The organism is Neptunomonas sp., assembly GCF_041601355.1.
In the GTDB taxonomy this organism is placed as follows: domain Bacteria; phylum Pseudomonadota; class Gammaproteobacteria; order Pseudomonadales; family Balneatricaceae; genus Neptunomonas.
The window spans coordinates 1-22,641 of record NZ_JBFIIH010000002.1 but is presented as its reverse complement, the minus strand read 5'-3'; the positions used below and the strand labels follow the sequence as shown (position 1 = coordinate 22,641).

General features: G+C 44.6%; 19 protein-coding genes. 9 read left to right on the top strand and 10 right to left on the bottom strand.

Annotated elements, in window-relative coordinates:
* The 7 genes from ABY436_RS00520 (at position 1) to ABY436_RS00490 (ending at position 11,166) form a co-directional block, all read left to right on the top strand.
* Positions 1 to 1,464: a circularly permuted type 2 ATP-grasp protein gene (locus tag ABY436_RS00520; protein ID WP_372737072.1), complete on the top strand. Its 1,464-nt coding sequence runs from the start codon at positions 1 to 3 to the stop codon at positions 1,462 to 1,464.
* Positions 1,454 to 2,398: an alpha-E domain-containing protein gene (locus ABY436_RS00515; RefSeq protein ID WP_372737071.1), complete on the top strand. Its 945-nt coding sequence runs from the start codon at positions 1,454 to 1,456 to the stop codon at positions 2,396 to 2,398. The genes ABY436_RS00520 and ABY436_RS00515 overlap by 11 nt, the downstream gene beginning before the upstream one ends.
* On the top strand, positions 2,395 to 5,727 hold the full coding sequence (locus ABY436_RS00510; RefSeq protein WP_372737070.1) for a DUF2126 domain-containing protein: 3,333 nt from the start codon (positions 2,395 to 2,397) through the stop codon (positions 5,725 to 5,727). The genes ABY436_RS00515 and ABY436_RS00510 overlap by 4 nt, the downstream gene beginning before the upstream one ends.
* A 77-nt stretch (positions 5,728 to 5,804) precedes the next feature.
* On the top strand, positions 5,805 to 8,363 hold the full coding sequence (locus ABY436_RS00505; protein WP_372737069.1) for a circularly permuted type 2 ATP-grasp protein: 2,559 nt from the start codon (positions 5,805 to 5,807) through the stop codon (positions 8,361 to 8,363).
* Positions 8,360 to 9,292, top strand: coding sequence for a transglutaminase domain-containing protein (locus ABY436_RS00500; RefSeq protein WP_372737068.1), 933 nt, complete (start codon positions 8,360 to 8,362; stop codon positions 9,290 to 9,292). The genes ABY436_RS00505 and ABY436_RS00500 overlap by 4 nt, the downstream gene beginning before the upstream one ends.
* 119 nt (positions 9,293 to 9,411) lie before the next feature.
* Entirely contained in the window at positions 9,412 to 10,122 is a 711-nt protein-coding gene (locus ABY436_RS00495; protein WP_372737067.1) for a mobilization protein MobD, read from the top strand.
* A gap of 255 nt (positions 10,123 to 10,377) precedes the next feature.
* Entirely contained in the window at positions 10,378 to 11,166 is a 789-nt protein-coding gene (locus tag ABY436_RS00490) for an SHOCT domain-containing protein (protein ID WP_372737066.1), read from the top strand.
* A gap of 309 nt (positions 11,167 to 11,475) precedes the next feature.
* On the opposite strand, the gene ABY436_RS00485 is transcribed toward ABY436_RS00490, so the two are convergent.
* The 6 genes from ABY436_RS00485 to ABY436_RS00460 all read right to left on the bottom strand — a co-directional run bounded on the left by ABY436_RS00485 (position 11,476) and on the right by ABY436_RS00460 (position 16,171).
* A complete protein-coding gene (locus ABY436_RS00485; protein ID WP_372737065.1) occupies positions 11,476 to 12,012 on the bottom strand; it encodes a DinB family protein in 537 nt (178 codons plus the stop codon).
* A gap of 42 nt (positions 12,013 to 12,054) precedes the next feature.
* On the bottom strand, positions 12,055 to 13,362 hold the full coding sequence (locus ABY436_RS00480) for a hypothetical protein (protein WP_372737064.1): 1,308 nt from the start codon (positions 13,360 to 13,362) through the stop codon (positions 12,055 to 12,057).
* The gene (locus ABY436_RS00475; protein WP_372737063.1) at positions 13,362 to 14,270 is read right to left on the bottom strand and encodes a cyanophycin synthetase; all 909 of its coding nucleotides are present in this window, start codon (positions 14,268 to 14,270) and stop codon (positions 13,362 to 13,364) included. The genes ABY436_RS00480 and ABY436_RS00475 overlap by 1 nt, the downstream gene beginning before the upstream one ends.
* Positions 14,271 to 14,279: 9 nt before the next feature.
* Complete coding sequence (locus ABY436_RS00470; RefSeq protein WP_372737062.1) at positions 14,280 to 15,065, bottom strand: hypothetical protein; 786 nt, start codon at positions 15,063 to 15,065, stop codon at positions 14,280 to 14,282.
* Positions 15,066 to 15,121: 56 nt separating this feature from the next.
* Complete coding sequence (locus ABY436_RS00465) at positions 15,122 to 15,643, bottom strand: hypothetical protein (RefSeq protein ID WP_372737061.1); 522 nt, start codon at positions 15,641 to 15,643, stop codon at positions 15,122 to 15,124.
* 63 nt (positions 15,644 to 15,706) lie between these two features.
* Positions 15,707 to 16,171 carry a YHS domain-containing (seleno)protein gene (locus tag ABY436_RS00460; protein ID WP_372737060.1) on the bottom strand — a complete coding sequence of 155 codons (465 nt, stop codon included), beginning with the start codon at positions 16,169 to 16,171 and terminating at the stop codon, positions 15,707 to 15,709.
* Positions 16,172 to 16,771: 600 nt separating this feature from the next.
* On the opposite strand from ABY436_RS00460, the gene ABY436_RS00455 reads away from it, so the two are divergent.
* Positions 16,772 to 18,697 (top strand): propionyl-CoA synthetase, encoded by a 1,926-nt coding sequence (locus tag ABY436_RS00455; protein ID WP_372737114.1) that lies wholly within the window; start codon positions 16,772 to 16,774, stop codon positions 18,695 to 18,697.
* Positions 18,698 to 18,785: 88 nt separating this feature from the next.
* On the opposite strand, the gene ABY436_RS00450 is transcribed toward ABY436_RS00455, so the two are convergent.
* The 3 genes from ABY436_RS00450 to ABY436_RS00440 form a co-directional block, all read right to left on the bottom strand.
* Complete coding sequence (locus ABY436_RS00450; protein ID WP_372737059.1) at positions 18,786 to 19,481, bottom strand: RES family NAD+ phosphorylase; 696 nt, start codon at positions 19,479 to 19,481, stop codon at positions 18,786 to 18,788.
* Entirely contained in the window at positions 19,475 to 19,876 is a 402-nt protein-coding gene (locus ABY436_RS00445; RefSeq protein ID WP_090727618.1) for an MbcA/ParS/Xre antitoxin family protein, read from the bottom strand. Before ABY436_RS00445 ends, ABY436_RS00450 begins: the two co-directional genes overlap by 7 nt.
* A gap of 279 nt (positions 19,877 to 20,155) precedes the next feature.
* A complete protein-coding gene (locus tag ABY436_RS00440; RefSeq protein WP_090727615.1) occupies positions 20,156 to 20,635 on the bottom strand; it encodes a thioesterase family protein in 480 nt (159 codons plus the stop codon).
* 154 nt (positions 20,636 to 20,789) lie between these two features.
* Between ABY436_RS00440 and ABY436_RS00435 the strand changes: the two genes are divergently transcribed.
* Positions 20,790 to 21,434, top strand: a complete 645-nt coding sequence (locus tag ABY436_RS00435) for a glutathione S-transferase (protein WP_372737058.1) — start codon at positions 20,790 to 20,792, stop codon at positions 21,432 to 21,434.
* A gap of 892 nt (positions 21,435 to 22,326) precedes the next feature.
* On the opposite strand, the gene ABY436_RS00430 is transcribed toward ABY436_RS00435, so the two are convergent.
* Positions 22,327 to 22,641, bottom strand: a 315-nt coding sequence (locus tag ABY436_RS00430) for an ion transporter (protein WP_372737057.1), incomplete at its 5' end; no start/stop codon positions are given.

Sequence of the window (22,641 nt, the reverse complement as noted above, 5' to 3'; positions counted from 1 at the left end):
ATGAGCATTGATTGGAATCAGTACGATCCTAATAATTTTTTTGATGAACTGATTGGAGAGAATGGAGAAGCAAGAGTATCGGCTGAGAGGTTAGTAGAACACCTGGCTTCTTTGGACGAAGGTGAGCTTGAAGCGCGGCGGCAGATGGCTGAAGCGACCATCCATGAAATGGGTGTCAGTTTTACCGTGTATACCGAAGAGGGCAATATTGACCGAGCTTGGCCTTTTGATATTATTCCTCGCACTATTTCAAAGCAGCAGTGGGAAACAACAGCCGCCGGCCTTAAACAGCGCTTAAAAGCGTTGAATATGTTTATTGGTGATCTTTACGATAAACAGCAGATTATAAAAGATGGCATTATTCCCGAGCATATTATTCGTGATTCAAAAAACTTCAGGCCCGAATGCATCGGTATGAAACCCGCACATGGTGTATGGGCGCACATTTGTGGAACAGACCTGGTACGTGATTCTGATGGCGAATTTTATGTGCTTGAGGATAACCTGCGCGTGCCGTCGGGCGTTGCTTACATGCTGGAAAACAGGTCGATCACGAAAAGGGTATTACCCGAGCTATTCGAGAAAGAGGGTATTATGCCCATTGGCGATTACCCCTCCAGGTTATTTGACACGCTGGTGTCTATCTCTCCACGCCGTATTAAACGCCCCGAAATTGTCGTTATGACTCCTGGTATCTTTAACTCTGCTTATTTTGAGCATGCATATCTTGCTCAACAAATGGGTACTGAGTTGGTGGAAGGAAGTGATTTGGTTGTTGGTGATGATGATTGCGTGTATATGCGTACCATCGCCGGGCTGGAGCGTGTTGATGTCATTTATCGTCGTATCGATGATATGTTTCTTGACCCGGAAGTTTTTGAAAAAGAATCAGTGTTGGGTGTTCCTGGTTTGATGCGTGCATGGCGGGCTGGCAACGTAGCTTTGGCTAATGCGCCGGGTGCAGGGGTTGCTGATGATAAGGTGGTATATGCCTATGTGCCGGATATTATTCGTTATTATCTGAAAGAAGAGCCGTTGATACAAAACGTTAAAACCTATTTATGTGATGATCCTGAACATCGTCAATATGTGATTGATCATATCGCTGAACTGGTAGTCAAACCTGCCAATGAGTCTGGCGGATACGGTATGCTGATAGGCCCTCACTCTACTAAAAAAGAACAAGCCCACTTTATTAAATTAATTAAGGCTGATCCGCGTAACTATGTGGCGCAACCGACACTTGCTTTATCGACATCGCCTACACTGGTCGGTAAAGGTGTGGTTGAACCGCGGCACCTTGATTTGCGTCCATTTATACTGCAAGGCAAAAACAGCTATGTCACGACGGGTGGGTTAACTCGCGTGGCCATGAAAAAAGGATCATTGGTTGTGAATTCATCGCAAGGCGGCGGTAGTAAAGATACCTGGATTGTTAACGGAGGTACTGCTGATGCTATCTAAAGTTGCAGAGAGACTTTATTGGATCGCTCGTCATCTTGAGCGTGTAGAAAACACAGCACGACTGGTCAGCGTGTATGACAGTTTGTTGTTTGATCTTCCCGGTGAGTTCGATATCAGTTGGTATAACCTGGTGACTCTGAATAGCGCAGAAGCGTTATTTGAGAGCCGTTATAAAAATCATGATGAGCGCAATGTTGTTAAATTTTTATTAGCTGATGATACCAATCCTTCGTCAATGCTTTCTGCACTTAAAATGGTTCGTGAAAATGTGCGAACTACGCGAGATGTATTGCCGCAGGAAAGCTGGGAAATGGTTAATGAGCTGTCTATCTATGCCACCAAAAATATACAGCAGGGCATTAATCGTAGTGCCCGTCACGAGTTTCTGACTAATATTATTAAAGGCTGTCAGCAGATTAATGGCCTTTTGACGGGAACGATGTGTCGGGATGCTTCCTGGCAGTTTCTGCGCTTAGGGCGCAATCTTGAAAGAGCGGATATGACAACCCGTTTGTTGGATGCGGGTGCCGCTGCTCAGCTTGAAGGTGAAGTCGAAACGGATATGCACATCAGCCAGGTAGTGTGGGGCAATGTGTTGCGTTCGAGTTCTGCAGAATTAAGTTATCGACGGACGATGCGTAGTGCGGTTCATGAAAGAGATGTGGCTGAGTTTTTATTAGAAAATCCTGACTTTCCGCGTAGTTTTCGATTTTGCATAGACAGTATGATTAATGGCATTAAAAATCTCCCTAATAACGCGGCTGCTAAAAAAGCGCTACATACAATGCTCGAAGTTGAATTTGAGCTGGATTCAGATAAGCGGTTAGGGTTCGAGTTTCGTGAATACCTCAATCAACAGCAGGTTAATCTTGGTAATTTGCATCAGGTTTTTAATCAAAATTGGTTCGCCATGCTTAAAAGAGGCACAGAATGACTATACGCACAGCTATACATCATGTAACCGAATACAAATTTGATCGCTTGGTTTCGTTATCGCCTCATGTACTTCGATTGCGCCCTGCAGCGCATTCCCGGACGCCTATTCATGGCTACACGTTAAAAATCAGCCCTGAAGACCACTTTATTAACTGGCAGCAGGATCCGTTTGGTAACTTTCTGGCACGTATCGTGTTTCCGGAAAAGACCAGACACCTGAGTATTGAAGTCGAAGTTATTGCTGACATGACGGTCATTAATCCGTTTGATTTCTTTGTCGAAGAGTCAGCTGAAAAATTTCCATTTACCTATGACAAAACGTTAAAAGAGGAGCTGCACCCTTACCTTGAGATTACCGATGATGGTCCGCTCATCAAGGAATGGCTAAAGACGGTTCCACAAGAGCCGATGCCGATTAACGATTTTCTGGTGGCTATCAACCAGCGACTGCAGGGCGATATCGGTTATAACATCCGTATGGAGCCTGGTGTTCAGACGTGTGAAGAAACACTGACGATCATGAAAGGCTCGTGTCGCGATACTGGCTGGCTACTGGTGCAGATTTTCCGTCACTTAGGGCTGGCTGCGCGCTTTGTTTCCGGTTATCTGGTGCAGTTGACTTCAGACATTAAGTCGCTAGATGGACCGTCTGGTCCGGAGAAAGATTTCACCGATCTGCATGCATGGTGTGAGGTTTATATTCCCGGCGCTGGTTGGATTGGTATGGATCCTACCTCGGGTTTATTTGCCAGTGAAGGACATATTCCACTGGCCTGTACGCCTTCGCCGGGTTCTGCTGCACCCATTAGCGGTGGTATGGATAAATGTGAAGTAGCGTTTGATTACAGTAATGAGGTTGTTCGTATTCACGAGGACCCTCGTGTTACCAAGCCTTATAGCGATGAGCAATGGAAATGCATTGATGCCGTCGGTAAAGCGGTCGATAAACAGCTAAACGATTTAGATGTACGTCTGACACAAGGTGGCGAGCCTACCTTTGTTTCCATTGATGATATGGATTCTGATCAGTGGAATACGGGTGCATTGGGTGACGATAAACTGAGTCTCTCCAAAGATCTGCTTCTGCGTATGCGGGATAAGTTTGCTCCGGATGGCTTTCTTCATTATGGACAAGGTAAATGGTATCCCGGTGAGGAATTACCGCGCTGGGCGCTAGGGTGTTTCTGGCGGACTGACGGTCAGCCTTTATGGCGCAATAATGATCTGTTAGCGCGAATCGATAAAGACTATGGCGTGACTGTTAAAGAAGCAGAAACATTCGCACGTAGCCTGACAAAACGTGCCGGATTGCGCTCTAAATATTTAGTACCCGCCTACGAGGATACTCTCTACTATTTATGGCGGGAGCAGTCTTTGCCGACTAATGTTGATCCGCGTAAAGTGGATCTTAAAGATGATCTTGAGCGGCAGAAACTCGCTAAAGTATTAACTCAGGGTTTGGGCGATCCGATAGGATACTGCCTGCCTATTGGTTGGAATTATTCGACTAATCACTGGCTTTCCAGTCCGTGGCCATTACGCAGTGAAACGTTAGCGCTGATTCCTGGTGATTCGCCTATGGGCTTTCGCTTACCATTGGATTCTTTGCCACGTGTGGCGGCCGACGAGCGTGATGACCCGCAGCCACGTGATCCGTTCGAACCTGTCGATGCATTAGCCGATGCTGGTGAAAGCGTTAAACAGGCACGTCCGGATAAAAGTGAATCCAAGTCTACTGTTGATGTTGAGGTTGTTCGTACCACGTTATGTATTGAACCCCGGGATGGCCGGCTTTACTTGTTCATGCCGCCTACAGAATATCTGGAACACTATGTAGCGTTGATCGAGTTGATTGAAGATACCGCAGCAGAGATGAATCTGCCGGTGGTGATTGAAGGATATGAGCCGCCTAAAGACAGTCGTATGAACTGCTTTAAGGTTACACCCGATCCAGGTGTTATCGAAGTGAATATCCATCCGGCGGCAAACTGGAATGATTTGGTCGAAAATACTGAAATCATCTACGAAGAAGCCCGTCAGGCACGTTTGTGCGCTGAGAAATTCATGATCGATGGTCGCCATACCGGAACAGGCGGTGGTAATCATATTACGTTGGGTGCGGTGACTCCTACGGATAGCCCCTTCCTGCGTCGACCAGATTTGTTGCGTAGTTTCGTTACTTATTGGCAGCATCACCCCGGTCTTTCTTACCTATTCTCAGGCATGTTTATTGGCCCGACAAGCCAGTCGCCACGCGTAGATGAAGGCCGTGATGAGATGTTGTATGAATTGGAAGTGGCTTTTTCACAGATGCCAGAGGGCGAAGTGTGTGAGCCATGGCTGGTCGACCGGCTAATGCGAAATTTGTTGGTGGATATTACCGGTAATACGCATCGTTCAGAATTCTGTATCGATAAGCTGTTTGCGCCGGGCTCTGCATCGGGTCGTCAGGGTCTGCTAGAGTTCCGCGGTTTTGAAATGCCGCCGCATGCTCGCATGTCTTTGGTGCAGGCGTTGTTAATTCGCTGCTTAATTGTACGCTTCTGGAAAGATCCGTATCACAAACCACTGGTACGTTGGGGCACTGAGTTGCATGACCGTTTCATGCTGCCTCATTACGTATGGGAAGATCTGCGTGAAGTTGTGACTGACTTGCAAGAACACGGATTTCCTTTCCAGCTCGATTGGTTGGCGCCTTTCGAGGAGTTTCGCTTCCCGCATTATGGGCGTGCGCAGATTGATGATACGAGTATTGAATTACGTTGGGCAATTGAACCCTGGCATGTGCTTGGAGAAGAGGTGAGCAGCTTCGGTACGTCCCGTTATGTAGATTCATCTATGGAACGCTTGCAGGTTAAAGTGGGCGGGTTAACACCAGGGCGTTATGTGTTGGCGTGTAATGGTCGTCGTATACCATTGCGCTCTACCGGTCGGCATGGTGAGTATGTTGCCGGGGTTCGTTATCGTGCCTGGCATCCGCCAACTGCATTGCACCCTATGATTGGTGTACATTCGCCGTTAGTGTTTGATCTGTTTGATACCTGGAACGGTAAATCGATCGGTGGGTGTACCTATCATGTTGTTCATCCGGGTGGGCGTAGTTATGAAACACTTCCGGTGAATGCATTTGAAGCGGAATCGCGACGTATTAATCGATTCTGGGACTTTGGGCATACGCCAATCAGCCATGAACCACAGCCTGAATTCAATGATATCTGGGAGTTTTTTGTCAATGAGGAACCTCCTCGTGCGATGGAGCCGCCGATGGAAATACCTTCTGATGAATTCCCGCATACCTTGGATTTACGCAGGCATATTCAAAAATAATCTTAGAATAGCGTAAAAAGGAAGTAGGGCCCCATGTATAATGCAGCACTTAGTTTTAGCCTTGGGGCCCTTTGTTGATGGAAACACCCACTGTAAAAATGCTTGAAACCTTTGATTATCCGCACTCGGATGATAGATATGATGAGGTATATGGCAACCAGTCAATAATGAACGATCATTGGCAGCACTTGCTTAATGGTTTGAAAACGTTGGGTGTTCAGGGAATTCAAGAACGTCACCTTAAAGCCGAACGTATTTTAAGAGATGATGGTGCTACGTATAACAGTAGTTCTACTCAACTTTCGACTACTTGGCAGTTAGACCCCGTTCCTGTTTTATTGGGAAGTGAAGAGTGGAGTCTTATTGAAGACGGCCTGCTTGAACGTTCAGAGCTGTTTAATCTGATTTTAAAAGACCTCTATGGTGAGCGTGAACTCATTCGCCATGGCGTCATTCCGCCTGAGTTAGTGTTCAGCCATCCCGGATTTTTAAGAGCGTGTCATGGGGTTGTCCTGCCTGGTGAGCACCAGCTTATTCTGCATGCTGCGGATATGGTGCGCGATGCTGACGGGAATATGCAAGTCATCTCTGATCGCACGCAAGCACCTAGTGGCGCCGGTTACGCATTAGAAAATCGCACCGTTATGTCTCGTGTACTGCCCTCACTGTTTCGCGATAGTCATGTACACAGACTGTCACTTTTTTTTCAGACGTTGCGTCTTAAATTAAATAATCTGGCTCGACATATAACAACAGACCAGCCCCGGGTAGTGATCCTTACACCCGGTTCGTATAGCGAAACCTATTTTGAACATGCTTATCTTGCAAATTATCTGGGATATCCATTGGTACAAGGTAGTGATCTGCGGGTAAGCAATGGTTACCTTTGGATGAAATCTTTGGGTGAGATGGAGCGGGTTGATGTGGTGCTGCGCCGCATTGATGATGTCTTTGCAGATCCCGTTGAACTGAGAAGTGACTCAAGTCTGGGTGTCCCCGGGTTGCTGGAAGTGGTTCGTTCCGGGAAGGTGATTATTGCCAACCCATTGGGTTCCGGCATACTGGAAAACCCCGTACTACTGCGCTACTTGCCTGACATTGGTATGCACTTTCTGGGTCGAAAGCCACAATTAGCATCCGTTAAAACATACTGGTGCGGGGATCCCCAGGATTTGACTTACGTGCTTGATAACATAAAGAACTTGGTTATTAAGCCTCATTTTCATAAGTCGGGAACACAAAGTATTTTTGGTTCGCGGTTGGATGAAAAACAGCAATTGGCCCTTCAGCATCAATTAAAAACATCGCCGTTAAGCTTTGTCGCTCAGGAGTATATCCGACCATCAACTACACCTACATGGAGTGGTAATGAGTTGGTGCCACGGCCTACTGTGCTGCGGAGTTTCTCTGTCGCGAGTGAATCCGCGTATCGTATAATGCCCGGCGGATTGACGCGAGTCGGTAATAGCGCCAGCAGTGTCAGCCTGAGTAATCAACAAGGCGCTTTTAGTAAAGACACCTGGATTCTCGCTTCCGAAACAGAGAAACAGTCAAAACCTTTGCGTGTAGCTCAACCATGGACGCCTCCGGCAACCAAGCAACCGCGTGCAGTTTTTCCTTGTCGTGTAGTTGAGAATCTTTTCTGGATGGGGCGTTATGCTGAGCGTGCTGAGTCAGCTTTACGCCTGTTAAGAACGGTATTTGTACAGTTTAACAGTACCTATCATATGCCGGATCAAACCAGGCAGCTGTTGTTACGAACAGTGACTCAGGTAACAACCACCTATCCTGGTTTTACCGGTGTTGATCCAGAGCTATTCGCCGAGCCTGAATCAGAACTCCTGGCAGTCATTCTTGATACAGAGCGTAACGGTAGTGTCTGCAGTAATCTTAACGCCTTAATCACCTGTTCAGACCAGGCGAGAGATTTATTATCAGCTGATACTCAGCGTGTTATTAATGATCTGCGTGATGAGATGGCTGCTTTGACCGGTGAGTTGCAAGCTGGCCTGAATGCAGCGCCGGAAGAAGCTCTGGACCCGTTAGTAACGACCCTGTTGGCACTGGCAGGTTTGTGGCAAGAAAGCATGGTTCGTGGTTTGGGCTGGCGCTTTATGGATATGGGGCGTCGCGTAGAAAAGGCGATACAAGCGGTTCGTCTGTTGCGTTCGGCACTGGTACAAGTGTTGCCGGAAGATGAGCAATTAAGGGTTCTTGAAGCGGTCTTACTCAGCTCTGAAACCCTCATTACTTTCCGTCGTCGTGACAATTACGATAGCGATATGGAACGTGGCCTTGAACTCTTATTAAATGACAGTAGCAATCCTCGCTCCGTATTTTATCAGGTAGAACTGCTTCGTCAGCATTTGTCTGAATTACGCTCAACCGCTCACGGACCCGGACTTGAGAAGGAAGATCGTTATCTGCTCGAAGCGTCTTCCGTTATCCAGCTTAGCACCTTAGAGGAGCTTGTTATGCACGATGATAATCAGGCCATCCGGGGCGGGCTTGATCAATTGCTGGGGCGTCTTGAGCATCTGCTGCAGGAAACGTCCTCGCAGATAAGCAGTAAATACTTTGATCAGGTTAAGGTTCACCAACAGTTTGTGCGTGCCAATTGGGATGAAGAGTTATGATTTACACTGTTCGGCATGTCACCCATTATGAATATCAAAAGCCGGTATCGCTGTGTTATAACCTCGCACATCTGTTACTCAGAGATACAGATTATCAAAGCTGTCTCAATAGTACGGTGCAGGTTACTCCGTTCCAGACGACGGGGCATCGGCGTATTGACTACTTCGGTAATCAGGCTTATTACTTTTCACTTGAGCAACCGCATCGTGAATTGATCGTTGATGTCCAAACGGAGATCCGCATACATGAATCAAAATACGCGCATGAAATGGATTTAAATCTGGACCTTGGTACTACCTGTGGTGAAGCGTTGGTTTCGCTGCAGCAAAGCCGTGATATGGCTGTGCTGGAAGCCCGTGAATTTATTCTTGACTCACCGATGATACGTGCCTCAGCATCACTGCGTGAATATGCGCGAGCCTCCTTTAGCAGAGACAGACCTCTGTTATCTGCCGTACGAGAATTGACACACAGAATCTACGAAGAATTTACATACGACCCTGCGTCTACCAGTATTGCTACACCATTGGCTGAAGTCTTACGGCAAAAAAGAGGTGTTTGTCAGGATTTCGCGCATCTTGCCATTGGCTGTCTGCGTTCACTTGGGTTTCCTGCTCGCTACATCAGTGGATATCTGGAAACGTTACCGCCCCCTGGGGAAGTTAAACTAGTGGGTAGTGATGCATCACATGCATGGTTTGCTGTTTTTTCGCCCGGTGAAGGCTGGTTCGAATTTGATCCTACCAATGATAATATGCCTGCGGAGCATCATATCACAACGGCCTGGGGGAGGGACTATGGTGACGTGTCTCCTATTAAAGGGGTGTTTTTTGATGGAGGGAAAAGCCAGAAATTAAAAGTATCGGTTGATGTAAACCGAATAGAAACGAGTAAGTTTTCGAATCCGGTATCGAATACTCGTGGTTAATGCATACAGCTTGTCGCAGCGATGATTCGCTGTGATGCTGCTCTGGAAGGACAATAGATAGGAATGTCTATCTCCAGTTATTTTTGAAAACAATTTTATTTTAAGCAGGACGTTTATTAATGAGTACGATTCATTTTATTGGTGGCGAAAAAGGTGGTGTGGGTAAATCAGTTTTGTCCAGGCTTATGTCTCAGTATAGTCTGGAAAATGCGTTGGCATTTAACGGCTTCGATGCTGACCAGTCACATGCAACATTGTCGCGTTTCTATCCGGATTTTACCCAGCCTGTAGATTTAGATGTCTTTGAAAGTACAGATAAAATTATGGAACTGGCACTGGAGACGGATGGGCACGTAATCGTTGATCTTCCTGCCCAGAGTGAGCGTTTTCTCGATCGATGGATTGGAGAAAATGACGTGTTAGACATGTGTGAAGAGATGAAGGTTTCTATCGTTTACTGGTATGTTGTTGATGACGGATTAGATTCGGCTAACTTGCTGGATAATTTTTTACATAAATATAATAATTCACTTGATTTCGTTGTCGTAAAAAACCAAGGTCGAGGCGGTAATTTTTCTGCGATTGATTCGGTGCTTGAAAAACATACGGGCAGCACGAAAAAAATAAATCTCCAGCAAGCAGTGTTACCTGGTTTGCATCAGGAAACCATGAGAAAAATAGATAAGTTAAGCTTTAGTTTCTGGGGAGCCAGTAATATAAAAGGCAATGGTATTATGCACTTAAGTTTAATGGAAAGACAAAGAACCAAAGTCTGGCTGAAAAAATCCTACCATATGATGGATTGTATATTTAAAGCTATAAAAAAATAAATGATGAAAAAAAATGCAGTAAAAAAGTAAACGGGGTGCTTAATAAAGCCGTCACAATATTGATTATATAATATGGCGGCTTTATTGTTCTTTAGTATGCTATAATTCACCTTCATTGGACATTGTAGATATTAATATATCGCGCTTTACGCTCAGCTTCACCAACGCTAAACGTATTTCACCTGCCACGATAGGACAGTACTCCATAACTGAAACACATTTTATAGAGCTTACAAAGCTTAAAGAGAGAGTACCATGCAACAACTTACCCCCGCAGGCCAAAATCTTGTCAATGATGTCGCTTCCCGATATAACCTGAGCACTGATTCTGTTATTAATATGCTGATCGCCGTTAATAATGGTGGCGGTTCTATGGCTCAGTTTAATTGTCCGGAACTCGGTGGTTCAGGGCAATGGATGAGAGGCGGCATGACCATGGTTGGCGATATGTTTAACAATGGTTTGAAAAACACCGTCGACAATTTATGTAATGAGCTTGCGAATGCATTGGCTAATATGGAAGTCTTTCCTAAGGCTCCTGCTGGCACAAGAGGCAGCAACCAATGGTGGCCTTCAGATTTAGGCGTTCCCTTTAGCAGCGGCGCTCAGAATAATCTTCGATACGCTATTTTTCCTAACAGGCTTGCGGTTGACATTAATGGCCAGGTTACCGTTTATGACACACTCGATAATAATATCAGTGGTGTAAGTCAGCAGCAGGGCGGCAATACATCGCTTACGTTTAGTAGCCAGTACGGTACTATTTCAGTATCCAGTCTTCCTATTGTTTCAGGTCCGGGTGTTTCACCAGCACCGCAGACAAACTTCCTTGAGCCTCTGCCTCCGGTAAATACGCCTGAGCCAGTTAAACAAAATCTGAATACGCCATCAGCGCCAACAAACTCGGGGAGCATGAATCTGAATTCATCATCGAGTAATGAAATTTTACAGCTCATCGAAAAGCTGTCTCAGTTGCGTGATGCCGGGGCGTTAACAGATGACGAATATAATACAAAGAAAACTGATTTATTAAACAGGCTTTAATAATTTTTATATAACTTGTTAATAAAATCAATATATTACCCCTCTTGTTTAAATGCTGCTAAATACGTGCTTTTAAATATGAGGGGTATTTTCCTCTGATAAGAATGCCTCGTAGTGCTTTATCTGTTCAAGATTATAATTGTATTAGTGATGCGTTTTCAGAAAATCTTCATTAGTGGAAACAAAATCAATCTGTGTTGCGATTGAGTGACAACCGCTACAAAAACATTACTTTCCTCGGGTTTCTCATTATATCCAGCAACCCAGCCCCAGCCCAATGATTGTCTGTATTTCCTGAAAGTCCCTAGCTTACGCGGTCGTGCTATTTTGTGCTGATTCCTGCTCTCTCAGGTAGGTAGCCGTTGCCGGCGCGACACCATATTCATTAATGCCCCGCCAACCCAATACTTTTGCTAATGTCACCATGAGTGCTAAGTGGTGGATAGTGTGATTTGAGGCAAAAAACAGTTCGCGCCCGAATGACGTTTGAAATATCGCACTGTGCTGTTCAGAGATGGCAACCTCTGTACTAATACTCACGGAGCGGTTCATATCGTCTGGTGTTAACTGCGTTAGCCATTGGCGGATAGTGTTGAGTGTGATGATGGCGTCACGTCTATCGGTTTCAAGCGGAATACCGCGTAAACGAATATCATAATCAATAATGGTGTCCTGTTTGTTTCTAATAAGAGCCTGGTAAATATCCAGAATATGGCGCAAATGCTGACCAATATTGCTGTCAAATAAAGGGCGTGAATGTGTTTGATAGATATCATCATCGATACTGTCAATGAAACTGGTGAGCTGATCGAATACCTCAAGACTACTGTCTATTACTTTTTGCATATTTTTTGTACCGTTCAGCTTAGTTTGAAAAATTATTAAAACTTATGTTATGGATGTTTTTAGTCGACTCGCCGTTGCGTTGTTTGATACCAGTGCCGTAACGGGAGCAGGTTCTGTGGGGTTCGTATAGGCAAGGTAGATCAAAGCGACAGGGGTGAGTAGCAGATAAAGCGTGGATAATGACGCTTGCATATCTGAAAAATAAGATGCCAGTAGTGCAACACCGCTATAAAAAATGACGATCCCTATTTGTGATAAATAGCTTTTAATCAGCAAGTATTGCAGCGGATTGTGCTCTTTAGCATGATCAAAAAAACGCTTATTGAAACTTAAGCGGAAGAAAGTCGTTAAAAAAGCGATCAATAAGATAGCCGGGTAGATCAGGGCGTCGGGTAATTCCGGGTTGAGTACACTTCTCAATACCCATGACGCCGCATACAATATCACGGCACTGATATAGACCGTATTGCTATCAAGACTATCAATCCTGTTTTTTAACAGGTAAAAAATGAGCGATAAAAAGACGGTCAATAATACAATAATAATTCCTAACTCTTTGATGCTTTGCCGGGCAATCAGAAACAGTGAAATTACCCAAAAATAGCTTTCCAGGAAAAGGAATACACCGTCCAGATAAAACACCACCACAGAGTTTTTCTTATCTTTGAAGCGAAATAGAGGGGTGTTGGAGGCCGGGCTACTGTTAGCCCCCGTCAGCATGATGCTATTAGAAACGGCGAATGAACGCGTTTTTACTGGCCGACAAAACCACATAATGGCGCTAAAAGTGATCAGTGTACTGGCCATCAATAATAGCCCAAGTGCCTCTTTTTCAAGCAGGAAGGCGCCGATAATAATTCCAAGTTTTAGTAGTACCACGACTAAGATCTGGAAATTACCAAATTGCCTTCCCGTCTGAGTGGCTGTTAAATCAGGAGTTTTTTCTGGCGTTTGCGTTGTCGTTGCAAGTGTAAGTGCAGATGCAGGCGCCGTCATTGTGCTGAAGAGCACCCGCTGAGTGGCCCAGTAAAAACAGTTATAGGCACCATTCAAAAGTGCAGATAGAATCAGCAACCAGTAATTGTCTGAAAATACTAAAGCGATTACCAGCAACAACTCAGCAATAAAAGAAGTGCCGATGATTAGGCGCCAGTTTTGCTGCTTGTAAAGTTTTTCCCATATTTTTAGCGAAAAAAGAAACCCTAATCCCGTTATTCCAATAAACAGGGCTATGCCTTGCATGGACTCACCACGCTGCAATAAAAGCACCGGTATGAAAAAGGGTAGCATCCCAATAAGAAAAGAATGGACACCTGCGAACTGAAAGAAAGAGGCTGAAACAGTTTTCATTAAAAGGTATCTGCGTTGCTGATATCGAGTTGGTTCAGCTTGTCAAAATAGGGCGAAAGATCTTCTTTCTCACCGTAGCGAGGATAATCATGCATTTTCAGGTAAGGGCGGGAGTTCACTTCAAGGAAGATACATTTTTGGTCTTCGTAAGAGTGCTCGATACCTTTTTCGAAAATCACGTCAATGCCTAATATGTTGGCATCGAACATACCCAGGACATCCAGAAATAACTGTTTGTTGATCTCTGGAATCGTCTTTTTATCTATTGTCCTGACCGTTCCGCCAGGTGTCAGGGAGATGCGATAAAAGAGTATGACGTCTTCATCTTTAGCGGGAATTGTGTCCAGCGTGTAGTTACGTTTTTTCAGGAAATTGATCGTCTGTTCGTTTTTTTGTATCGGGTAGATACATGGATGCAGGTGCATCTTTTTGCGGATCTGGTTTTCTTCATCAATCAGTTCGCTGATACTCTGGGTTCCATCGCCTGTTACTGTGGGAGGGTATCTCTCAATCACCGACATCAGCTCACCTTTAATAGCGACTACGCGGTAGTTAGCGCCTTTTAGATATTGTTCTACTACCGTCGTTGGCCACCATATTTTGGCTAACAATATGGCTTTCCATAACTCAAAAAAATTATTGATCGGAAAATAGCTTCCTCTGGAATATCCGCTGACATTGGGTTTTATGACCAAAGGAAAACCGTGCTGCTTTGCAAATCGATGTGCACTAAGTGGATTTAAGAAAATAAGCCCTTTTGCATGCGGAACATTACCTTGGTTAAAAACCGCCCGGGCTTGTTCTTTAGAACGGCAGCTTTTTCTCACTTCAAGATTATTGTAGCTGCTGCAACCATTCATATAACGCTGGCTGATCCAGCTGTAAATAATTTTTTTGATATCTTTCATTGATAGTGCCTAGTCTATGCGCTTGGTGCGTTGAATAAAGCCAAGTTTTTTTAAGAATATAAGCGGCTCATTCTGTTGGTTGGGTATAGTTTTCGTTATTCTGGCAAGTAACCAAGTGCATTGGATGGCTAAATTCAACTTGCGGGTAGTTGCTGTGTTATAGCTCAATAGCACTAAAGGCATGGGGACAAATAAGTTGATTTCAATCACCTTGAATTCACCGGCCAGCAGAGACTCTATCGAGTCTGCACGCACGCCAAAACGGGAAATCCTGAAACCACCTATGGTTTTAATATACCCCCATAAGGCATCCATGTTTTCGTTGGTAAGCTGAGGGGTAATATCCAGGTATTCAGTTTGCTGGTTGTAAATGCCGTTGATAGGGAAGGGGTCAGCACTGTGATTAATCACCTGTGTCACTGATAGCATCGCATACTGATCGGGTGATGAGGCAGATGGAATGACGAATATTTCAAACTCAATCTTACCTTTCGCCGCGTCCTGAATAAGGTAGTGGACAGGAGCGCGACTGCGCTGTGCACGGATACCTTCAAGCTCTGCAAAATTATCGGCTCGCTGAATGCCTTTCGAGTTCTGCCCCCATTCTGGTTTTACAAATACAGGGTAGCTATCAGGCTGAAAATCATGACTATCAATTTGTTGATTTAAGCGCCATTTATCAGGGATAAGATCATTGATATCCTGCTTCGAATAGATGCCTTTACTTTTATTGAAATAGCCTGCGTTCAACTGAAAGTAACGCCACGGCATGACTCCCAGTCTGATACACGACACTATATATGAGCTTACCAGCAGTATTCGAATCATCATAAATATCAGGTCGTCAAAAATTACAAGGTGGTATTTACATTGGCGTGCTTTGAACGCAAATGTGTGAAGTTTACCAAAGCCATGATTATACCCAGTACTGCTATTGATAGAGCGGCATAAAATAATGATCCTTGATCACTTTGGCCGTTGTGCAGCACTACGATACCCAAGGGTGTTGCCAGGTGAAAAAAAGCAGCGCCTGTCATAATGCCAGCGGCTAGTATGCCACCAATGCTATGAATCAGCGCACGTTCTGGTGCATTGCCGATAATATTTAGTTTTTTAAGGAGGAAGAAGACAATAGGCAGCAGTAAAAAAATAGAAACCAGCAGTTCGGCACTGCCGACAGCATAGGCAGCGTATTCAGCAAACCAGATACCTAGCCCATTGGAAAGGGTACTGCTCATCCAGGCGCCAATCGTTGAAAATATATGCTGGGTATCCGGGTGTCCGGAAAACTTATAAGGGAGTGAGCTCAAAAAAACTTTACATGTCCAGGCAACCACGACCCAGCTAAATATTGATATAATTCGGGGCTTCATGCTCGATCCTTAAAATTATTATTAATTTTATGAGATAAATTAAGGGTTAACTTAAAAGTTAAATTATTGGATAACACCCGGCCAGTTTTTGTCAGCAGAATTGATAAAGCCTTCTTTATCTTTTAACCATTTTGCTTGTATGTCTGTATCGTAGTTAAGATAAAGTTTGCCATCGTGAACGGTCCACTGATGCGGGTCGCCTTTCGCCGTATCATTCATCGCGACCGCCCATGCACAGTAACCGCCGTATTGCGGCGCGTATTTTTCAGGGTCAGCTTTAAACATTGCTAAATTCTCAGCACTCTTGAAACGCCATTCAGCCCCTTTGTATTCTGTGACAAAGCGTTTATTGCCTTTTACTGGCTTGTGTTCGGTAAAATAAGCCACTGTATCGTAACCAGCCACGGCCAGATCACTAAAAAAAGTCGTGTAAATGGGTGGCTTTGCGCTGGCATGTAGAGAAACAATCATCAACATGGCTGCAATAACCGAACCCCATGCTTTTTTATAGTGAAGTAAATTATTCATTGGTCTGCCCTCTATATCTATGCGTTCGTCTTGATCGTTTGATTGCAGTGAATTGAATCGTTTAACAGCAAAAGTAGGCTAATCATATATTTTGAAAATGAAATCAAACTGAAATAATTATCCGGTCACAGAGAGAAGGCTATATTAATTGAAGAGATACCCCATTCACCACCAATGATTGTTCTTAAGGTGGTTATTTATAAGATATGTATTCCAGGCTGAAATAAAAATTACTGATAATTCATAATCATCAGATTAAAGCGCTACCAGCCCTTAAATTGTCTGTTAAATCAATATCAGAGATGCATTCGAAATCAGTCAAAGAAAGGGTAAATGTTGATCCAGTGTATTGGAAATAGCTTTATAGGTGCTTTTTCATCCGCTAAGAACACAAATTAACGAATAAAACCCCAGGATTGTCGACAATCTGGTTTTTATTGCTTTATATTATTCGAGTAAAAACAGACATATATCGCCTTATTTGGACATATTCGCCTTATGTCTTAGTTAAATTAAGGTTTATTTTCGTTAAAGTACGTAGATCTTGTAGGCCGACTGTCAACAATAATTAAAACGGCTCACATTGACGTAGTCCTGAATATTAACTTAAAAGCCACAAGGGCCCGCGCTATGTCCTACCAAGCAGAATATAATAAATCGATCGAAACTCCAGAGCTTTTCTGGGGTGAAAAAGCAGAAGACATTCACTGGTATAAAAAGCCACAAAAGATTCTGAGTGAAGATGAGAACGGTATCAGTCGTTGGTTCGCTGATGGAGAACTTAATACCGCTTACCTGGCTTTGGATTTTCACGTTGAAAATGGACGTGCTGATCAAGATGCCCTGATCTTTGATTCTCCCGTTACGGATACAAAGATTCGTTATACCTATAAAGAACTGCGTAATGAAGTTGCAAAATTTGCAGGCATTCTGAAAGCACAAGGCGTTGCAAAAGGTGACCGTGTTGTCATCTATATGCCGATGATTCCTGAAGCAGTTATCGCGATGTTGGCTGTTGCCCGTTTGGGTGCGATCCACTCTGTTGTATTTGGTGGTTTTGCTCCACACGAATTAGCAGTACGTATTGATGATGCAGAGCCTAAAGTGGTGGTTACTGCTTCTTGTGGTATCGAGATCGCCAAAGTATTGCCATATAAGCCAATGCTTGATGAAGCCATCGAGAAATCAGCACATAAACCCGGCAGCTGTATCGTATTTCAACGTCCACAAGTGACAGCTGAACTCATTGCTGGCCGTGATATTGACTGGGCTGCAGCGATGAAAACGGCAGAACCCGCTGACTGTGTTCCTGTTAAAGGAACTGACCCACTTTATATCCTTTATACATCAGGTACTACCGGTAAGCCAAAAGGTGTTGTTCGTGATAATGGTGGTCATGCTGTTGCGCTCAAATACAGCATGAAAGCTATTTATAATATGGAAGCCGGTGATGTTTTTTGGGCAGCGTCAGATGTCGGCTGGGTTGTTGGTCACTCCTATATTGTTTACGCACCGCTATTGGCTGGTTGTACTACGGTTGTTTTCGAAGGCAAGCCAATTAAAACGCCAGACGCCGGTGCATTTTGGCGTGTATGCGAAGAATACAAAGTAAAATCACTGTTTGCTGCGCCTACCGCGTTCCGCGCTATCCGTAAAGAAGATCCGGATTCAGAGCTGCTGAAGCCATACGATCTGTCACACCTGAAAGCTATTTTCATGGCCGGTGAGCGTCTTGATCCACCTACGTATACCTGGACGACAGAAACTCTCGGTAAACCAGTTATTGATCACTGGTGGCAAACAGAAACCGGTTGGGCTATCTGTGGAAACCTGACCGGCATCGAAATGAAAGAACCCAAAGCCGGTTCTTCAACACTGCCTATGCCAGGTTTCAACGTACAAATCGTTGATGCCGAAGGTAATGAGCTGCCGGCAGGTGAGCAAGGCAACATTGCTATGAAGTTGCCACTTCCGCCAAGCTGCCTGCCAACGGTATGGGGTGATCATGAGCGCTTCCGTACCGGATATCTGACAGAGTTCCCGGGTTACTATTCAACAGGCGACGGCGGTTATAAAGACGAAGAAGGCTATGTGTTTATCATGGGTCGTACCGATGATGTTATCAACGTAGCCGGGCATCGCCTGTCAACAGGTGAGATGGAGGAGATTGTCGCCAGCCACCCTGCAGTAGCAGAGTGTTGTGTTATCGGTGTAAATGATCCACTCAAAGGTCAGCAGCCGATCGGGTTAGTGCTTCTTAAGAATGGTGTTGAGTTGGACGAGAAAGAACTGGAAGCCGAATTGGTTGCCATGGTTCGTAAAGAGATAGGTGCAGTTGCCTGCTTCAGAAAAGCAATGGTCGTTCAGCGTCTGCCAAAAACCCGTTCCGGCAAAATTCTGCGTAAGTTATTGCGCCAGATTGCTGATGGTGCCGGTTATTCAGTTCCATCAACAATTGATGACCCAGCGAGCTTACCGGAAATCGAGGAGATTTTAACTAGCCACGGTCTCGTGACAGGTCAATAGGCCTCGTTTAAGACGCTTAGTAGTTTTCAGGCAGCCATTTGGCTGCCTTTTTTCAATCCCGCTAAAGAAGTTCTGTCTAAAAAGTGAATTATAAGATAGATGAAAGTTTATTAATCCCCGTTATTGATCCGTTCCAGACCATCTCATAATGTGCGGCTTGCTGTATCGATATTACATGTTGCGGAGTCATTAACCCCCAACATATCGCGCCTTGTTTTCGGACCGAGTGGTAGCGAATACCAGTATCTTTGCGTTTTTTTAAAACATGGCCAAGCGCGCGGGCTGCCGTGTAATCTTCAGGTGCGTAGATAGCATCGTCAGATCTGATCGCTAATCCATCTATTATTCCGGCTTCATCAAACACACAGACCAGACCTCGAAAAACAAAACGCTCATAACAAAGTTCAGGTACATTACTCCAATATAGCTGTTGGTGATGTTTTACTTCTGCAAGGGCGGTTTCCATATAATCAGCCAGATATAATACGCCAAATGACCCATCGCTGAATCGGGAACCGTCAGGGTTTACATGAGTGAACGGTGCGGTTGCATAGGAACAACCGCAAATACCAAACGGAATCTCTGATTGGGGAATCAATTGCAAATCACCGACCTCATTTTTCAGGCGCGGATTGGTCAAAGCCTGTAAAGCATAAAGGCTTTCAAATTCGTCAGCATTAGCCACATCATCAAACAAGCTGATAGGAGGGAATTTAGAATTGACCAGCCGGTAGCTTTTTATCTCGTTGCCGGGTAAAACCGGTAACTGATCGATATTTACCATTGGCTACCGCGCATCGCATCTATACGCCGGAAAGTCTCATAGACGGCGACAAAATCACCGCTGCCCATAATCTCCAGTGGTGTACGGCCTTCAAAGAAGGGGTTGTGATTAGCCATCTTCATAAAGCCGTAGAGGTTCTCAGGGTTATCGAAGACGATACGTAAGGCTGCATGGATATTCAGAATGAAGCTGATACGGGTGAGTTGGTCCCGATCCAGGTTGATCTCCACTAAGGCATCTTTCTTTTTAGCGCGGGCATAGGTGCTGTGAGAGACACGCAGAATAGCTTCACCTTGCTCGCCGCTGGCACCCCATTTATCCAGAATAGTGACAGCCGCTTTAAGGCCTGTTGCTGCCGCGGCTTTGTCCGGTGAAAAAGAGTGTGGGCTCAGCATAGTCTGTTCCTCTATTGGCTGCCTGAGTCTGTAAATAGGTTACAGTATATTGTATCTGGAGATACTTTGTATCATATTTTGTATCTAGAGAAATTTATTTAAACCGCGATTGAGATTGAGGGCCTCTTTTTTAACGACCAGCTTAGTGGCAATGACTGAATGACTAACAAGTGATGTTGAGCTGAGGAAGTTGAGGTCGCCTGAGTGATGAATTAAGCATGTCTTTGTTACTCTATACCTGAGCCTCCTTGCAAGGCTCAGGTATAAAGCATCAACCACTTACGCTGAACAGCCTTTCTCCGGCATCGCTATTGAGTTGCCGGCACCCTTTGGCCATTCATATCGTGCATGACGCGTTTGCAGGGTTTGTATAGCAAGACGGATCTCTTCAGGCCATGCAGCGCTATGGCGGGTTTTCATATCAACACCGACCAGCAGGCATTCAATGGCGGCCAGCGTTTCAGTACCTTCTACGTTACGTAGTTCGTGCCAGATACGTAAGCGCTTCTTATCACTGGACAGTAGGTGGGAATGCGCAACGACTTTCTGGCCCTGGCGCACCTCTTTAAAGTAGCGCAGGTTATTCTGTACGGTAAAAGCGCTGAACTGATACTTATCTCTTTCTTCGGCGTTTAGCCCGGCTGCATCCAGAACGGTATCCGTGGCCAAAGAGAGCATGACAAGATAATAGCCTTCATTAAGATGCCCGTTATAGTCGCAATAGCTTTCTGGAACGGGTGGATACTGGGTGGTCAACATGACGGAATCCTTCTTTATTTTTGTCGATGTGATTCATCAAGACTGCTGGATTAACGCTTGATACAGGCGCATATCAAGTTTCGGATGCGTATAATGCTACGAACACGTGTCTGATTCTACTACATGTTAGTAGAACATTAATGAAATCGAGTTTATGTCTAAATCACTTAACCCAGATACACCACCTATTTTATATTCTTTTCGTCGCTGCCCGTATGCGATGCGGGCTCGTTTAGCCATCTACAACTGCAAGATTGATATAGCGTTACGAGAAGTTGTTTTAAAAGATAAGCCTCCCTCATTACTGGCAATTTCTCCTAAAGGCACAGTTCCTGTTTTACAGCTAAGCGATGGATCTATCATTGAGGAAAGCCTGGATATTATGAAATGGGCATTGCAGCAGCGAGACCCCGACCAGTGGTTATCAGCAGCGCTGATTGAGCCGACTCAGGAATTAATTCAACAAAATGATAATGAATTCAAATACTGGCTGGATCGCTATAAATATGCAGACCGATATCCGCAGCATCCGCTTGAATTTTATCGATCCCGTTGTGAGCACTGGTTTGCTATATTAGAGAGCAATTTGATGGTGCATGATGGTTTTTTGCTGGCAGATCGCTATACCCTTGCGGATATGGCACTGTTTCCGTTCGTTCGTCAGTGCGCGCATGTAGACCGTGAGTGGTTTATGCAAACGCCCTATGTGCATTTACAAGCGTGGCTTGAAAAACTGATCAACTCAAACCTCTTTGCAGCAGTCATGAAAAAGCACCCACAATGGATCGCTTCCTCATAATCTACTGACTGAGCCGCCATGTCATAACAATGTCATAACACTGCGGGAATTACGGGGACAGTTTACTTAACTCAGAATTACGGGGACAGCAGAATTACGGGGACAGTTTACTTAATTCAGTCTACTTTTGGGAATTACGGGGACAATTTACTTAATTCAGTCTACTTTTCGGCCCAGGCCTTCCTTTACGTAAAATACACTTTACTTGTCGCACAAGCTTGTTCAAAAAAAATCATCTGCACTGTCAGGCCTTCCCGCACGGGTATAATTGCGTATAAATTGTTGTATATCGATAATCTATCCAGCTTCGGGTTGACGTAAAAATAAGCGTATCACCTTCACTCATCAAGTGAGCTTGTGTATATAGCTAAGTCCAAAATTCAGGATCTGACACAATTGAGCCTTAACAGAGGTTAGTACAACATATATAGCAGTAGACATCAGACAGAAGCCCATACATCTGAGCCTGCCGTGCTGTTTAGCATTACTCAACAGAGGAATGTAAGCTTGGTAATCATCACTTATGAAAAAGGTTTCCTATCGGCAGTTGCCGCGTTGGGCCATATGGTGAGGGTAGTTTGGAGTAACTACTAGAGCCATCCTGGCCATTGTCTTGCTTTGTATTTGACACATTCTTGTCGAATATAGTTTAGCGCCTCAGAACTGAGGAATTAAGTAAACTGTCCCCGTAATTACTGGCCATTGTCTTGCTTTGTATTTGACACATTCTTGTCGAATATAGCTTATCGCCTCAGAACTGAGGAATTAAGTAAACTGACCCGTAATTCTGCAGTAGACATCAGAACTGAGGAATTAAGTAAACTGTCCCCGTAATTACATCAGAACTGAGGAATTAAGTAAACTGTCCCCGTAATTACTAATTCTGTCTGGGTTATAGCTCTTGGTTATAGCTCTTGGCTCTGCTTTTAAGCATCTCTTTTAATTCCGCTATCTGGTTCGACAAATCCTGAATGGTAGGTTCGCCGTCAGCCAGCGCCTGCTCTTTAGCTTCCTGAGCATGTTCCTCTTCCATGACATTGACGACAATGCCAATGACCATGTTCAAAAAGGCAAAAGTAGTCAGAAAAATAAAGGTCAGATAATAGATCCAGCTAAACGGATAGACGGCCATGGTTTCGTACATGACATCTGTCCAGTCCTCAAATGTCATGACACGGAAGAGTGTCAGCATTGCGATGGAAATATC

Excerpts from the sequence above, each read along its gene's own strand:
- ABY436_RS00520 (WP_372737072.1), top strand. The coding sequence starts at position 1 with ATGAGCATTGATTGGAATCAGTACGATCCTAATAATTTTTTTGATGAA.
- ABY436_RS00450 (WP_372737059.1), bottom strand. The coding sequence starts at position 19,481 with ATGGTAAATATCGATCAGTTACCGGTTTTACCCGGCAACGAGATAAAA.
- ABY436_RS00480 (WP_372737064.1), bottom strand. The coding sequence starts at position 13,362 with ATGAAAACTGTTTCAGCCTCTTTCTTTCAGTTCGCAGGTGTCCATTCT.
- ABY436_RS00445 (WP_090727618.1), bottom strand. The coding sequence starts at position 19,876 with ATGCTGAGCCCACACTCTTTTTCACCGGACAAAGCCGCGGCAGCAACA.
- ABY436_RS00515 (WP_372737071.1), top strand. The coding sequence starts at position 1,454 with ATGCTATCTAAAGTTGCAGAGAGACTTTATTGGATCGCTCGTCATCTT.
- ABY436_RS00465 (WP_372737061.1), bottom strand. The coding sequence starts at position 15,643 with ATGAAGCCCCGAATTATATCAATATTTAGCTGGGTCGTGGTTGCCTGG.
- ABY436_RS00490 (WP_372737066.1), top strand. The coding sequence starts at position 10,378 with ATGCAACAACTTACCCCCGCAGGCCAAAATCTTGTCAATGATGTCGCT.
- ABY436_RS00435 (WP_372737058.1), top strand. The coding sequence starts at position 20,790 with ATGTCTAAATCACTTAACCCAGATACACCACCTATTTTATATTCTTTT.
- ABY436_RS00510 (WP_372737070.1), top strand. The coding sequence starts at position 2,395 with ATGACTATACGCACAGCTATACATCATGTAACCGAATACAAATTTGAT.
- ABY436_RS00500 (WP_372737068.1), top strand. The coding sequence starts at position 8,360 with ATGATTTACACTGTTCGGCATGTCACCCATTATGAATATCAAAAGCCG.
- ABY436_RS00505 (WP_372737069.1), top strand. The coding sequence starts at position 5,805 with ATGGAAACACCCACTGTAAAAATGCTTGAAACCTTTGATTATCCGCAC.
- ABY436_RS00475 (WP_372737063.1), bottom strand. The coding sequence starts at position 14,270 with ATGAAAGATATCAAAAAAATTATTTACAGCTGGATCAGCCAGCGTTAT.
- ABY436_RS00485 (WP_372737065.1), bottom strand. The coding sequence starts at position 12,012 with ATGCAAAAAGTAATAGACAGTAGTCTTGAGGTATTCGATCAGCTCACC.
- ABY436_RS00440 (WP_090727615.1), bottom strand. The coding sequence starts at position 20,635 with ATGTTGACCACCCAGTATCCACCCGTTCCAGAAAGCTATTGCGACTAT.
- ABY436_RS00495 (WP_372737067.1), top strand. The coding sequence starts at position 9,412 with ATGAGTACGATTCATTTTATTGGTGGCGAAAAAGGTGGTGTGGGTAAA.
- ABY436_RS00460 (WP_372737060.1), bottom strand. The coding sequence starts at position 16,171 with ATGAATAATTTACTTCACTATAAAAAAGCATGGGGTTCGGTTATTGCA.